Below are 13724 nucleotides of genomic sequence, written 5' to 3' on the forward strand. Positions count from 1 at the left end.
GCGTGACCGGTTCCTGCGGATGCGGAACGAACGAAGCGGCCACGGAGAGGCGCGACGGCCGTTGCCATCGCCAATCTCCCGGGCTTTTGTCCCGCCGTGTAGCACGTGCGCATCCGGTCTCGCGACAGGATGAACGCGTGCCGGGCTGCTCTCGGACCAGACGTTCGACGAACCGGAACCCTAGCACCCCTAAGATGCGACGCCGCCGCACCTCTCGGCGTCATGCCGAGCGAGAAGCGTGCCAACGTCGCGCGGCCATGCGATTCAACGGCGGCGCAGGGGGCGCTGAAGTTCGATGAAGCGGGCGGCGAACAGCGCGTGCAGTACGCGCCGGAGCAGGTCGAGCTTGTTCATGAAGGATCGGCGACGAAGTGAAGGTGCACGGATTCAGCAATGCCCATGCCATCGCGGATCGCGCGGTGCGCGAGCCTGCGATGCGCACTGCGCCGGTGCGCGGTTGCGTGCGCATGGTGCGCCGCGCGCCCGCCGCGAGGGCAAGCGAATGCGTCCGCCGTTCGCATCTCGCGCGGCATCGCGCCGCCGGGCCGCGTCGTACGGTCATTGGACGGCGGCTGGCACGCAACTCGCTTGTTCGATGCTCGAGAGGTGCGAAGCAATTTGCATCATCTTCAGGATCGCTAGGGTTCCGGTCGTGCGGCGTGCGCCGCGCGATGCCTGGTCCGAGAGCAATCCGGTCTTGCCTTCGCCTCGATGCGAGGAAACGGCGAGGCTCCACGGAGGGATAAAAGCCCGGGAGGTCGCGATGTCGTTCGGTCGCCCTCTCACGCCTTTTGTCCAACCGACCCCGGAGCCGCCATGTCGCCGAGCCCCCAAGCCGTCCTTGCCCCACCGCCACACATCGCGTGGGAAACGCTGATTCCCGCCGGAACCCACTGGTCCGGCATCCTGCGTCGCGGTCTCGCGCTGCGCATCGTCGATGTCGACGGCGGCGCGAACCTGTCCGCCGTCTTTCATCGCCAGGAAGACCTGCTCGAACGCTACAACATGGCCGACACGCTGAAGGCGCAGCACACCGCGCATCTCACGCGCGGCCATGCGCTGTATACGGACATGGGGCGCGTGATCGCGTCGATCACGGCCGACACGCTCGGCTGGCACGACCCGCTCGGCGGCGTCGGCGATGCGCGGCTGTTCGCGCACAAGTACGGCACGACGTCGTACCAGGCCGACCGCAACGCGATGATCCGCAACGGCCGCGACAGCCTCGTGCTCGAGCTCGCGAAATACGGCCTGTCGGCGCGCGATCTCGCCGCGAACGTCAATTTCTTCAGCAAGCTGGCCACGCGCGACGACGGCACGCTCGAATTCGTCGCCGGACATTCGCCGGCCGGCAGCGCGTTCGACCTGCGCTTCGAGATGAATACGCTCGCGGCGTTTTCTACCGCGCCGCATCCGCTCGATCCGCGTCCGGACTACGCGCCGAAAGCCGTGAAGTTGATCGCGTATCGCGCGTATCCGGCCGATGGCGCGGCGCCCGAAGACGACCCGTGCCGGCGCGCATGCGTGGAGAATACGCGCGGGTTCGCCAACACCGACCGTCTGTTCGCATGAGGAGCGAGACCATGCCGATCATCGAAAGCCGTCTCGACCCGCGCGATGCGGTCCACGACATCACGCTGAATGCGGGCGACCCGTGGCTGCACGACCTGAAGCGCGGGCAGACCTTACGCATTCTCGACCTGGAAGGCAACCAGGCCGTCGACACGCTGTTCTACCGCACCGACGATACGGAAGAGCGCTATAGCGCGCAGGACACGATCCGCGCGCAGCGCAACCTGTACCTGAGCGCGGGAAGCGTGCTCGTGTCGAACCGCGGCAACCCGATGGCGACGATCGTCGCCGACACGTGCGGCCGCCACGACACGCTCGGCGGCGCGTGCGCGGCCGAGAGCAACACGGTGCGCTATGCGCTCGACAAGCGTTACATGCACAACTGCCGCGACAGCTTCCTCAACGCGATCGCGCACTGCACGTGCGGTGCCGGCGCGCGGCTCACCAAGCGCGACCTGGTCGGCAACGTGAATTTCTTCATGAACGTGCCCGTCACGTCGCTCGGCGGTCTCACGTTCGAGGACGGCATCTCCGCGCCCGGCAAGTACGTCGAGATGCGTGCGGAGATGGACGTCACGGTGCTGATCTCGAACTGCCCGCAACTCAACAACCCATGCAACGGCTACAACCCGACGCCCGTGCGCCTCATGATTTGGGAGGCCGAATGAATGATCGTCACGCTCACCGGCTTTGCATGGGACCGGAGCACGCGCCGCAGCGCTTCGCCGGATCGACACGTTCGCTGCGCGCAGAAGGGGCCGGTGCCATCCACGGCCGGCTTTGCAAAGCCGGCCGGCTGCGCGGGCGCGGAGCGATGCTCCGCGAATTCCCCGCTACGCCCCTTGGCGCGGCCCTGAGGGAGGCAACATGAGATTTGCCAAAGTCCTCGTCGCCAATCGCGGCGAAATTGCGTGCCGCGTGATCCGCACGCTCAAGCGGCTCGGCATCGCGTCGGTCGCGATCTATTCGGATGCCGATCGCGACGCGCGCCACGTGGCGCTCGCCGACGAAGCCGTGCGCGTCGGCCCCGCACCGGCGGCCGATAGCTATCTGAACGTCGCGGCCATCCTCGCCGCCGCGCGCGAGACCGGCGCGCAGGCCGTGCACCCCGGCTACGGCTTCCTGTCCGAGCACGCCGGCTTTGCCGACGCATGCGAAGCGGCGGGCCTGCGGTTCATCGGGCCGCGCGGCGATCACATGCGCGCGTTCGGCCTCAAGCACACCGCGCGCGAACTCGCCGCCGCGCACGGCGTCGCGCTGCTGCCCGGCACCGGGCTGCTCGACGACGTGGCAACGGCGCTCGCCGAAGCCGACGCGATCGGCTATCCGGTGATGCTGAAGAGCACCGCGGGCGGCGGCGGCATCGGCATGTCGCTGTGCCGCGATGCCGCGCAACTCGCGGCGGCTTTCGAATCCGTCGTGCGGCTCGGCACCGCGAACTTCGCGCATGCGGGCGTCTATCTCGAGAAGTTCGTCGAACGCGCGCGGCACATCGAAGTGCAGATCTTCGGCGACGGCCGCGGCGGCGCGATCGCGCTCGGCGAACGCGATTGCTCCGTGCAGCGGCGCAACCAGAAGGTGATCGAGGAAACGCCCGCGCCCGAGCTGACCGACGCCGAGCGCGACGCGCTGCACGCAAGTGCGGTGCGGCTCGCGCGCGCGGTGGGCTACGCGTCGGCCGGCACGGTCGAATTCGTGTTCGACGCGACCGCGCGGCGGTTCTATTTCCTCGAGGTGAACACGCGGCTGCAGGTCGAGCATTGCGTGACCGAGGCAGTGACGGGCGTCGATCTCGTGGAATGGATGATCCTGCAGGCCGAAGGCGACCTGCCGCCGCTCGACACGCTTGCCGTCGCACCGCGCGGCGCGAGCATCCAGGTGCGGCTCTATGCGGAGGATCCGCACAAGCAATTCCAGCCGAGCGCCGGGCTGCTCACGCACGTCGCGTTTCCCGAAAACGTGCGGGTCGACGGCTGGATCGAGGCCGGCACGGAGATCAGCGCACATTACGATCCGCTGCTCGCGAAGCTGATCGTGCGCGGCGACACGCGGCGCGATGCGCTGGCCGCGCTGCGTGCCGCGCTCGACCATACCGAGCTGTACGGAATCGAGACCAACCTCGACTACCTGCGTGCGGTCGTCGGGTCGGACACGTTCGCGCGCGGTGCGCCGACGACCGCCTTCCTGTCGCGTTTCGCGTTCGCGCCGCACACGATCGACGTGCTCGACGGCGGCGTGCAGACCACCGTGCAGCAGGCGCCCGGGCGCGTCGGTTACTGGAGCGTCGGCGTGCCGCCATCGGGCCCGATGGACGATCGCGCGTTCGACCTCGCGAACGCGCTGCTCGGCAACGCGCGCGACGCGGCCGGGCTGGAATTCACGATGGTCGGCGCGACGCTGCGCTTCAATACCGCGACGCTGTTCGTGCTCGGCGGCGCGCCGCTCGCGGCCACGCTCGACGGCGAACCCGTGCGGTTCTGGCAGGTCGTGCGCGCACGAGCGGGCGCGGTATTGAAACTGGGCGGCGTGACGGGCGCGGGCGTGCGCGCGTGTCTCGCGGTCAAGGGCGGGCTGCAGGTGCCCGACTATCTCGGCAGCAAGGCGACCTTTACGCTCGGCCAGTTCGGCGGCCATGCCGGCCGTGCGCTGCGCAAGGGCGACGTGCTGCATCTGCACGCGGACGCCGGGCGCGGCGACGCCGGCGCGACGCTGGCCGCGGCCGATGTGCCCGTGCTGACGCATGCGTGGACGCTCGGCGTGCTCGACGGTCCGCATGGCGCGCCGGATTTCTTCACGCCGGACGATATCGCGATGCTGTACGGCACGCAGTGGACCGTCCATTACAACTCCAGCCGCACGGGCGTGCGGCTGATCGGCCCGAAGCCGCAATGGGCGCGAGCGGACGGCGGCGAGGCGGGGCTGCATCCGTCGAACATCCACGACAACGCGTACGCGATCGGCGCCGTCGATTTCACCGGGGACATGCCGGTGATTCTCGGCCCGGACGGGCCGAGCCTCGGCGGCTTCGTGTGTCCGGTCACGGTCGTGCGCGACGAGCTGTGGAAGCTCGGGCAGTTGCGGCCAGGCGACACCGTGCGGTTCGTGCGCGCGGGCGTGTCGACCGGGATGCCGGACGGGAAATCGGCCGCCGCGGTCGTGCAGTCGGCGAGCGACGTTGCCGTTGCCGCATCCGGCGATTGCGTGCTGCATCGCGACCCGTCCGCGGGCGGCGGCATCGGCGTCGTCTACCGGCGCTCGGGCGATCGCAACGTGCTGGTCGAATACGGGCCGCTCGTGCTCGACCTGAACCTGCGCTTTCGCGTGCACGCCCTGATGTGCTGGCTCGACGCGCACCGGCTGCCCGGCATGCTCGACCTGACGCCGGGCATCCGCTCGCTCCAGGTGCAGTTCGACGCGCGGACGCTGCCGCTGGCCACCCTGCTCGCGCATCTGCAGGCCGCCGAGCGCGAGCTGCCCGACGTGGCCGACATGCGCGTGCCAAACCGCATCGTCCATCTGCCGCTGTCGTGGGACGACCCGTCGACGCGCGTCGCGATCGAGCGCTACATGCAGTCGGTGCGGCCCGATGCGCCGTGGTGTCCGAGCAATATCGAGTTCATCCGGCGCATCAACGGCCTGCCGAGCATCGACGACGTGAAGCGCATCGTGTTCGACGCGCGCTATCTGGTGATGGGGCTCGGCGACGTCTATCTCGGTGCGCCCGTCGCGACGCCGATCGATCCGCGGCACCGGCTCGTGACGACGAAGTACAACCCCGCGCGCACCTGGACGCCGGAGAACGCGGTCGGCATCGGCGGCGCGTATCTGTGCGTGTACGGGATGGAAGGGCCGGGTGGCTATCAATTCGTTGGCCGAACCGTGCAGATGTGGAATCGCCATCGCACCACGCGCGAATTCGAGGCCGGCAAGCCGTGGCTGCTGCGTTTCTTCGACGAGATCCGGTTCTACGAAGTCAGCGAGGCCGAGCTGAGTGCGTTGCGCGCGGATTTCATCGCGGGCCGCGCGACGCTGAAGATCGAGGAATCCGTGTTCGATCTGCGCGAATACAACCGCTTCCTGCGCGATGAAGCGGATTCGATCGCCGCGTTCAAGGCGACGCAGCAGGCCGCGTTCGATGCGGAGCGCGAGCGCTGGCGCGCGGCCGGCCACGCGGAATACGTCGGCGACGCGGAGCAGGGCGACGCGCAGGCGGACCGGGTAGCGGGCACGCTCGACGATACGCAGCGAGCGATCGCCGCGGACGTATCGGGCAGCGTGTGGAAGGTGCTGGTGGAAACCGGCGAGCGCGTGACCGAAGGGCAGGTCGTCGCGATCGTCGAGTCGATGAAGATGGAGGTGGCGGTGACGGCAACGGAAGACGGCACGATCGAGACGATCGATTGCGCGCCGGGCACGGCGGTGGTGGCCGGCCAGCGGTTGATGGTGATGAAGGCGGGCGCCGCCGAGGAGGTCGCATGAGCACGACGCAACGCTCGATCCTGCCGGGGCTGCACTCGATTGCCGCGCTGCGCGCGCGCTACGCGGCAGGCGGCCTGACGCCGCCTGCGCTCGTCGACGCGATCGCCGCGCATTTCGACGCGGGCGACCCGCACCATGCGTGGATCCGGCCGCTGACGCGCGACGAGATGATGCCGTATGCCGACGCGCTCGCTGGGCGCGACGTCGCGTCGTTGCCGCTTTACGGCGTATCGTTCGCGATCAAGGACAACATCGATCTCGCCGGCATACCGACGACGGCAGGCTGCCCCGCTTACGCGTACACGCCGGCGCGCAGCGCGCCCGTCGTCGAGCGACTGATCGCGGCCGGCGCGATTCCCGTCGGCAAGACCAATCTCGACCAGTTCGCGACCGGGCTCTCCGGGCAGCGCTCGCCTTATGGCGCGTGCCGCAACGCGCTCGATCCGCGCTATGCGTCGGGCGGCTCGAGTTCGGGGTCGGCCGTGGCGGTCGCGCTCGGCGTCGCGACGTTTTCGCTCGGCACCGACACGGCCGGCTCCGGGCGCGTGCCGGCCGCGTTTCACGGGCTCGTCGGGCTCAAGCCGACACGCGGCGTGCTGAGCACGCTCGGCGTGGTGCCGGCCTGCCGGTCGCTCGATTGCGTGTCGGTGTTCGCGCGTTCGGCGGACGACGCGCGCACCGTGTTCGCCGTCGCGCACGGCGTGACGGAAGGCGATCCGTACGGGCGCGCGTGGCAGCCGCTGTTGGGTGCGGACGGTTTGCGCGCGCGGCCGGCACGCCCGTTTGCGCAATTGCGTTTCGGTACGCCGCGAGCCGACCAGCTCGAATTCTTCGGCGACGACTCGTACCGTGCGGCGTGGGGCGCGGCGCTGGAGCGGCTGCGCGCGACCGGCTCGCGGGTCGTCGAGATCGACTTCGGCCCGTTCCTGGCCGCTGCGCGGCTGCTGTACGACGGCCCGTGGGTCGCCGAGCGGCTGGCCGCGATCGGCGCATTCGCCGCGCGGGAACCCGATGCGCTGCATCCGGTGATTCGCGAGATCGTCGGCGGTGCGTCGCGCTTCAGCGCCGCCGATGCGTTCGCCGCATTCGACCGGCTTGCCGCACTGCGCGTCGACGCGGCCCGCGCGTGGGACGGCCTCGACGCGATCGTGATGCCGACCTCGGCCACGACCGCGACCGTCGATGCGCTCGAAGCCGATCCGATCGCGATCAATTCGCGCTTCGGCTACTACACGAACTTCGTGAACCTGCTCGACCTGTCGGCGATCGCGGTGCCGGCGGGCACGTGTGCAACCGGGCCGCATGCGGGCTTGCCGTTCGGGATCACGTTCGTCGGCCGTGCGCACGACGATGCGCGGCTGCTCGATCTCGCGCATGCGTGGGGCGACGGCGCGGCCGCCGTCGACGACGACGACGGTCGGCCGCCTGCGGCCGCAACGTCGGCGCGTGCCGAAGCCGCGGGTGTCGTGCGGGTAGCCGTCGTCGGCGCGCATCTGCGCGGCGAGCCGTTGAACGGGCAGCTCACGCAGCGTGGCGCGCGCTTCGTCGCCGCGACCACGACCGCGCCGGCCTACCGCCTCTATGCGCTGTCCGCCGACGCAAGCGGCGGCGTCGCCAAACCGGGCCTCGTGCGCGTGCCGGAAGGCGGCGCGCCGATCGCGGTCGAGGTCTGGGAGATGCCGGTCGAAGCGTACGGCAGCTTCGTCGCCGGTATCGCGGCGCCGCTCGGCATCGGCACGCTGACACTGGCCGACGGTTCGCGCGTGCAGGGCTTCCTGTGCGAAAGCGTGGCGCTCGACGATGCGCAGGACATCACGCGCTTCGGCGGCTGGCGGGCTTATCGCGCGCAAGCCGCCGGCGGCGCACTGCAATGAACGCACGGTCGCGCGATGCCGCGGTATCCGCGCGACCGGCACCCGAAACGATACGGAGATTCCGATGACAACGACCCGCAACACGACCGGATGGCTCGCCGTACGCCGCGAGCTGACGACGCGCGGCAAATGGACGCTCGGGCTGGCGTCGTTCCTGCTGCCGTTCGCCGTCTGGTGCCTGATCAGCTACGTACCGTTCGTCTGGCATCCGCAAATGCGCATCACGAACCCGGGAAGCGTCGACTATTTCCAGACCGGCATGCAGATCGATCGCGACGTGTTCGACGACGAGCTCGCGCATGCGCGTGCGACGCACGCGGCGGTACCGGAGGGCGTGCGCGCGAATCCGGTCTACTTGCCGGCGCCGCACCAGGTGTTGCGCGCGTTCTACACGGCGTTCACGACGCCGCCCGCATCGCGCGACGGCGTGTGGCTGCACGAAAGCCTGTGGCACAGCATCCGCATCATCTTCTGGGGCTTCGCGATTTCGTCGGCGATCGGCGTGCCGCTCGGCATCGTCTGCGGCACGTTCAGCGCGCTCGCGCGGCTGCAGGAGCCGTTCCTGGAGTTCTTCCGCTACCTGCCGGCGCCCGCGTTCGGCGCGCTGATGGTCGCGATTCTCGGCATCTACGACGCGCCGAAGATCGCGATCATCGTGATCGGCACGCTGTTCCAGCAGGTGCTGATCGTCGCGAACACCACGCGCAAGCTCGAATACGGGCTGTTCGAGGCCGCGATGACGCTCGGCACGAAGAAGCTGAAACTGCTCACGCACGTGGTGATTCCGGGCGTGCTGCCGGACCTGTATCGCGATCAGCGAATCCTGCTCGGCTGGGCGTGGACTTACCTGATCGTCGCCGAGCTGGTCGGCACGAGTTCGGGCATCACCTGGTACATCAGCCAGCAGGCGCGCTACCAGCATTTCGACAACGTCTATGCGGCAATCCTGATGATCGGGATCATCGGCCTCGGCACCGACATCGTGCTCGGGCTGCTCGGCCGCCGGCTCTTTCCGTGGGACCGCACGCTGAAAGCGTGAGCGCCGCCCGCACGTAACCATCGACCGATTTCCGCAGAGGGCATCATGCAGAACCCGCAAGCCGTTCCCGATTACCTGATTCAATCCGACGCGGTGCGCGAGCGCTTCGCACGCCTGAAGGCCCGCGACGTGATCCTCGACGTGCGGCACGTCGGCAAGCGTTTCGCGACGCCGCAGGGCGAGTGCGTCGCGCTCGACGACATCAGCTTCCGCACGCACCGGCGCGAGTTCGTGTGCGTGATCGGCCCGTCCGGCTGCGGCAAGTCGACGTTGATCCGGATCCTCGCCGGGCTCGACGCGCAGACGAGCGGCGAGGTGCTGCTCGACGGCAAGCCGGTGGACGGGCCGGGCGCCGATCGCGGGATGGTATTCCAGGGCTATACGCTGTTTCCGTGGCTCACGGTGAAGAAGAACGTGATGTTCGGCCTGCGCATGAACGGCAGCGGCAGCGGCGAGGCCGAGCGCGAGGCATTGCAGTGGCTCGATCTCGTCGGGCTGACGCGTTTTGCCGACGTGTATCCGCACCAGTTGTCGGGCGGCATGAAGCAGCGCGTGGCGATTGCCCGCGCGCTCGCGAATCGTCCGCGCATCCTGCTGATGGACGAGCCGTTCGGCGCGCTGGACGCGCAGACGCGCGCAAGGATGCAGACGCACCTGCTCGACATCTGGCGCAACATCGACGTGACGATCCTGTTCATCACGCACGACCTCGACGAGGCGATCTTTCTGGCCGACCGGATCCTGGTGCTGAAGGCGAATCCGGGCGGGGTACAGGAGCTGATCGAGGTGCCGGTGCCGCGGCCGCGCGATTATTCGCAGGTCAATACGCCCGAGTTCATCGCGACGAAGGCGCGGCTCGAGGCGCTGATCCATCCGAAGGAAGCCGCGACGGCGGAAGACGACGGCATCAAGCCGCACATGATCCGGATGACGGATGTCGCGGATAACGTCGAATAGCGTGGAGTCAATTCGTTCCGCCACGCCGGCACACCTGTCGCATCAGGCGGTCGATGTCCGGATCGATGACTTCATCGGCGGTTGCGTCAAGAAAATGTCATCAACCTGCATACACCCGGAATAATTTTGTCGACCTTAGTGGACCTCGACTTCCCACGGTAAGCTGATGAATTCCCGATCGATTCTTCGGCTTGCGAGGCAAAGCGATGAAGTTGACCATTGCGTACATCGAAGAACCGCCGTTCGGCTGGACCGAAGCGGACGGCACCGCCACCGGCGCCGATCTCGAGCTCGCGGGGACGATCCTCCGGCAGATAGGCGTCACCCGGATCGAGTATTGCCCGACGACGTTCGGCGAATTGCTGCCGGGCGTCGAAGCGGGTCGCTGGGACATGAACGTGCCGCTTTTCGTGACGCCGAAGCGCGCCGATACCGTCGCGTTCAGCGTGCCGGTGTGGGGGATCGACGACGGCTTTCTGGTCCGGCCCGGCAACCCGAAGGCGCTGCGCAGCTATGCGTCGATCGCCGAACGTCCCGATGCGCGTCTCGGCATCATTGCAGGGCAGGTGCAGCATGATTCCGCGATCGCGTCGGGCGTGAGTCGGCGGCAGATCGTCGTCTTCGAGCAGCAAGCCGATGCGATCGCGGCCGTTCTCTCCGGCGTGATCGACGCCTATGCGAGCACGGCCTTGGGAAACCGGATCGTTGCGAGCCGGATAGGCCGCTCGATGATCGAGGACGTCGCGCACGAGCCGGAGGTAAACGGCAACCAGCGGACGCCTCCGCTGGGCGCGTTTTCGTTCAACCGGGAAAACCGGGATCTTCTGGCGGCGGTTAACCGACGACTTCGTTCATATCTCGGCTCGCCGGACCATCGCGCCCGCATGGCGAAATTCGGGCTGACCGCGCGCGAAATCGATCCGGCCGTGTTGCAGACAGGATAGGTCGGCACGCGGCCACGAACGGCCGTTCGGCGAGCGCAGAAATCTGTCGTCGGAACGACTGCAATACTCAAGAACCTGACGGATGCGCGCTCGGCCGTTGCCGGTACTAATCTTGTACGTAGCTCCGAACATGCGTCATTTACACTAGGCCGAACTTTGATGCAGTTATCGCTTGGTTCTCACTTCTTATCACGCGACACCAAATCTCCGATTGTGACATCAGATGCAATGAGTACCTCAATTAAGGAGCCGCGTTTTTCAGTTCTGGCTAGATAAGGATCGTTACTTATCTCAAGACCTTTCCAGTATTTTTCGTAGTAGTATCCAGATTTTGTAAAATCCCTAGGAAATTGTTGATCCAGCCATGTCGAGTCGGCCTCGAACACATCGCCATTCGTGTGCACCTCATAGATAGGAAGATTCGAAATAAACTTGCTGCGTTCGATATACCTCTCAGCATCGTCTATTGATCGAACGGCGAAGAATGCGTTCAGACGGGATATGGTTTCAAGGTCAACGATTTCAGGATGGCCAGTCCTGAATATTTCAAGATATAACTCCCGGTAGCCGAACTCATCGAGTAATCTGACAGTTGGCGGCACGTTTTCCAGCTTGGGGATGGTATTTAGACCAATGCGTTTGAATTGCCGAAGGCACTTCTTGCCGAACTCAGAGATTTGTCCGCGACCCAGCGTAATTGTCATGCCCGGGTGCAGCAGGTGAGACACATCAACATGAAATAATCTGTTCATTTTCATTGTGTGAAAATATCAAGCGCAGTATCGGTCGATCTATTCCCCCGGATGAGACATCCGTCGGAGACGATTGTCGCGCTTGGTCGTCGGGCACAAGTTGGCCGGGGCTGCACAAGACGAATTCAACCGGAGCGGATTTTTTCAAAAATCCTCTGGCGGGAACGCGTCGGCAACCACTTGACAGAATTCCGCGACCTTTGCTGACAGCATCACGACTTCTCCGTGATCCACCGAAACAGGCTTTCCTTCGTGGTTGACGCCGCTGCGATGGACGATATCGTGGCGCTTTTGAAGCGCGTCCTGGAACGCCCTAGTGCTCGGGAGCTTAACGCCTAGCCCCTTATCGTAGAGCGGCGCAACATCGCTCCAGCGATGCCATACGAGGTGATACAGATACTCCTTTACCTTAGCCTTTAGGCCGTCGTATTGCGTGAAGATCTCGCGAAGCGGTATCTTCTGGTCCTTGAAAGCCGGCAGACTCGTGATGCAGTTCTTCACACGTTCGTCGTCCTCTTCGACCCAATAAAGCGCAGTCTCATACAGAAATGCTTCGAGTGCGCCGATCGTTTGGACGTAGACCAGCTGGATCGCGAGCTTTTGAGCATGCGGGTCTCCGCGCAATGTCATAACGTCCGCACCCTGTTGCAACCGCTCCTTCAGCTTGAAGATCGGAGTTCCGGCGTGGGGGATGTCCGGCAGATCCCACGTCCAGTCATCGTCATCCGGTTCGCGGAGAATCGGTGCCCATTCGTCACCGCCTTCGGTTTCGATATCTGCCACAGCCTCATTGATTACATCGTCCGACACGATCTTGCCAAAGCGGCTATGCAGTTCCTCGTCCGGTGAATGCGGCCCGCCGTGGATGAACTGATAACCCCCTTCCCGAGTGTTGTAGGGCGTGTTGTGGGCCGGATCGCAAAACCGCGCGTAGAACCACTCGCGCATGGCAGTGAGTTGCTCATCGCGCGGCGCGGTTTCAAGCCAGTCGTCATTCGCGTCGAATGGACCATCGACATCGAACTCATTGGCGTGTGCTTCAGGCGGAAGGTTTCCAAGCTCGTTGTCGTCCAGATGATCGTTCCAACCCATATTGACCTCTTCACTGATTAACGTAAGCTGCGGCAGTCCTATACGGATTGAACACGACTTGAAGTTCTATAGGGTGAAAACCCGCTCCACGAGGCTCGCTTTGGCGGGCCTTTTTACAGCTTAGCCAAGAGGCCGCTTAGCATTTCCCGCAGCAGCGCATATTGAGCGTCGGACATCACTGATGTGACGGAGTGAACAGCCTCATTACGCAGCTTTAGCAACGTTCGCGCACTCTCGTATTCGTCAATAGAGAGAACGCCTTCACTGTATGCTTTGTTGATAAGGCTCAAGTCCGTAACCTCGCCGAGGCGTATGTTTTCCTTTAGACAAACGCTCTTCAGAGCGGAGACGTACGCGACCCAGAGTGCCGGCAATACTAAAGCTGGGTTCCTAATAGCGTTGTGGACATGGTCTATCTCTTGCAGCCTCTCCCGAATCGCCTCCACTTCTGGGAGCGCTGCAGGAGCCTCCGTGGGAGGGTTTAGCTGCTCCGGGGTGACGGTCACGAGCATGAATTTCCAACCGTGCCGTGCGGCCTCCTCGCCGATGCTCACATACCGGCTCGTGTCGAAACGAGTCCCGGCCCGTTTGACCTCCACCAGAAGACGCTCGCTGCCTTTGGTCGCGAGTATGTCTGGCCTATAGCCTTGGAGCGGAAAAGGGATATCGGATTGCGACGGCTCGAAGGTCACGGTGTAACCCTGATCTTCGTACCGCTTCGCTACAAGCTTCTCGGCACGTAGCGAGTCAGTGACGCTCATTTAAACACCTCGGCTAGTTCGATTGAATCGTGAATTGCCACATAGACGCAAACATCGCCATTGACCAGCGCCTCCACTAGTTTTTGCGGCAACCCCACAAAACCATTCGGTTCGCCTAGATAGCGCATATGAGCCGAAACGTCCTTAACCATAGAGTCATCGCCGTACACGCAGCCGCACAACGCGTCCTGTACGGGCTTCACAAAGTTATTGATATCGCCTGGGTTCGGTTCATCGCTGAGGTAAACCATGGT

Annotated in this window: 11 protein-coding genes and 2 riboswitches; of the genes, 7 read left to right on the top strand and 4 right to left on the bottom strand. The window is 65.3% G+C overall.

Annotation, left to right across the window (positions count from 1 at the left end):
• Positions 1-73: 73 nt before the first annotated feature.
• A riboswitch (guanidine-I (ykkC/yxkD leader) is annotated at positions 74-195 on the bottom strand.
• 432 nt (positions 196-627) lie between these two features.
• Positions 628-759, top strand: a riboswitch (guanidine-I (ykkC/yxkD leader).
• A gap of 57 nt (positions 760-816) precedes the next feature.
• The 7 genes from WS96_RS01475 to WS96_RS01505 all read left to right on the top strand — a co-directional run bounded on the left by WS96_RS01475 (position 817) and on the right by WS96_RS01505 (position 10865).
• On the top strand, positions 817-1572 hold the full coding sequence (locus WS96_RS01475; RefSeq protein WP_059830103.1) for an urea amidolyase associated protein UAAP1: 756 nt from the start codon (positions 817-819) through the stop codon (positions 1570-1572).
• An 11-nt stretch (positions 1573-1583) separates the two neighbouring features.
• Entirely contained in the window at positions 1584-2240 is a 657-nt protein-coding gene (locus WS96_RS01480) for an urea amidolyase associated protein UAAP2 (protein WP_059830105.1), read from the top strand.
• 199 nt (positions 2241-2439) lie between these two features.
• Positions 2440-6051 (top strand): urea carboxylase, encoded by a 3612-nt coding sequence (gene uca / locus WS96_RS01485; RefSeq protein WP_059830107.1) that lies wholly within the window; start codon positions 2440-2442, stop codon positions 6049-6051.
• Positions 6048-7925 (top strand): allophanate hydrolase, encoded by a 1878-nt coding sequence (atzF, locus tag WS96_RS01490; protein WP_059830108.1) that lies wholly within the window; start codon positions 6048-6050, stop codon positions 7923-7925. The genes uca and atzF overlap by 4 nt, the downstream gene beginning before the upstream one ends.
• A gap of 64 nt (positions 7926-7989) precedes the next feature.
• Positions 7990-8964 carry an ABC transporter permease gene (locus WS96_RS01495; protein ID WP_059830110.1) on the top strand — a complete coding sequence of 325 codons (975 nt, stop codon included), beginning with the start codon at positions 7990-7992 and terminating at the stop codon, positions 8962-8964.
• A gap of 45 nt (positions 8965-9009) precedes the next feature.
• Complete coding sequence (locus WS96_RS01500; RefSeq protein WP_034209015.1) at positions 9010-9921, top strand: ABC transporter ATP-binding protein; 912 nt, start codon at positions 9010-9012, stop codon at positions 9919-9921.
• A 206-nt stretch (positions 9922-10127) separates the two neighbouring features.
• Positions 10128-10865 (top strand): transporter substrate-binding domain-containing protein, encoded by a 738-nt coding sequence (locus tag WS96_RS01505; protein WP_059830112.1) that lies wholly within the window; start codon positions 10128-10130, stop codon positions 10863-10865.
• 179 nt (positions 10866-11044) lie between these two features.
• Here WS96_RS01505 and WS96_RS33470 read toward each other — a convergent pair whose 3' ends face one another.
• The 4 genes from WS96_RS33470 to WS96_RS33960 all read right to left on the bottom strand — a co-directional run bounded on the left by WS96_RS33470 (position 11045) and on the right by WS96_RS33960 (position 13721).
• Positions 11045-11623, bottom strand: a complete 579-nt coding sequence (locus tag WS96_RS33470) for a hypothetical protein (protein ID WP_156443543.1) — start codon at positions 11621-11623, stop codon at positions 11045-11047.
• 138 nt (positions 11624-11761) lie between these two features.
• Positions 11762-12709, bottom strand: coding sequence for a hypothetical protein (locus WS96_RS01510; RefSeq protein ID WP_059830114.1), 948 nt, complete (start codon positions 12707-12709; stop codon positions 11762-11764).
• A gap of 113 nt (positions 12710-12822) precedes the next feature.
• Positions 12823-13470, bottom strand: a complete 648-nt coding sequence (locus tag WS96_RS01515) for a hypothetical protein (protein ID WP_059830116.1) — start codon at positions 13468-13470, stop codon at positions 12823-12825.
• Positions 13467-13721: a RusA family crossover junction endodeoxyribonuclease gene (locus tag WS96_RS33960; protein ID WP_059830118.1), complete on the bottom strand. Its 255-nt coding sequence runs from the start codon at positions 13719-13721 to the stop codon at positions 13467-13469. The genes WS96_RS01515 and WS96_RS33960 overlap by 4 nt, the downstream gene beginning before the upstream one ends.
• Between the last annotated feature and the right edge of the window lie 3 nt (positions 13722-13724).

The organism is Burkholderia sp. MSMB1835 (genome assembly GCF_001526365.1).
GTDB lineage: Bacteria > Pseudomonadota > Gammaproteobacteria > Burkholderiales > Burkholderiaceae > Burkholderia.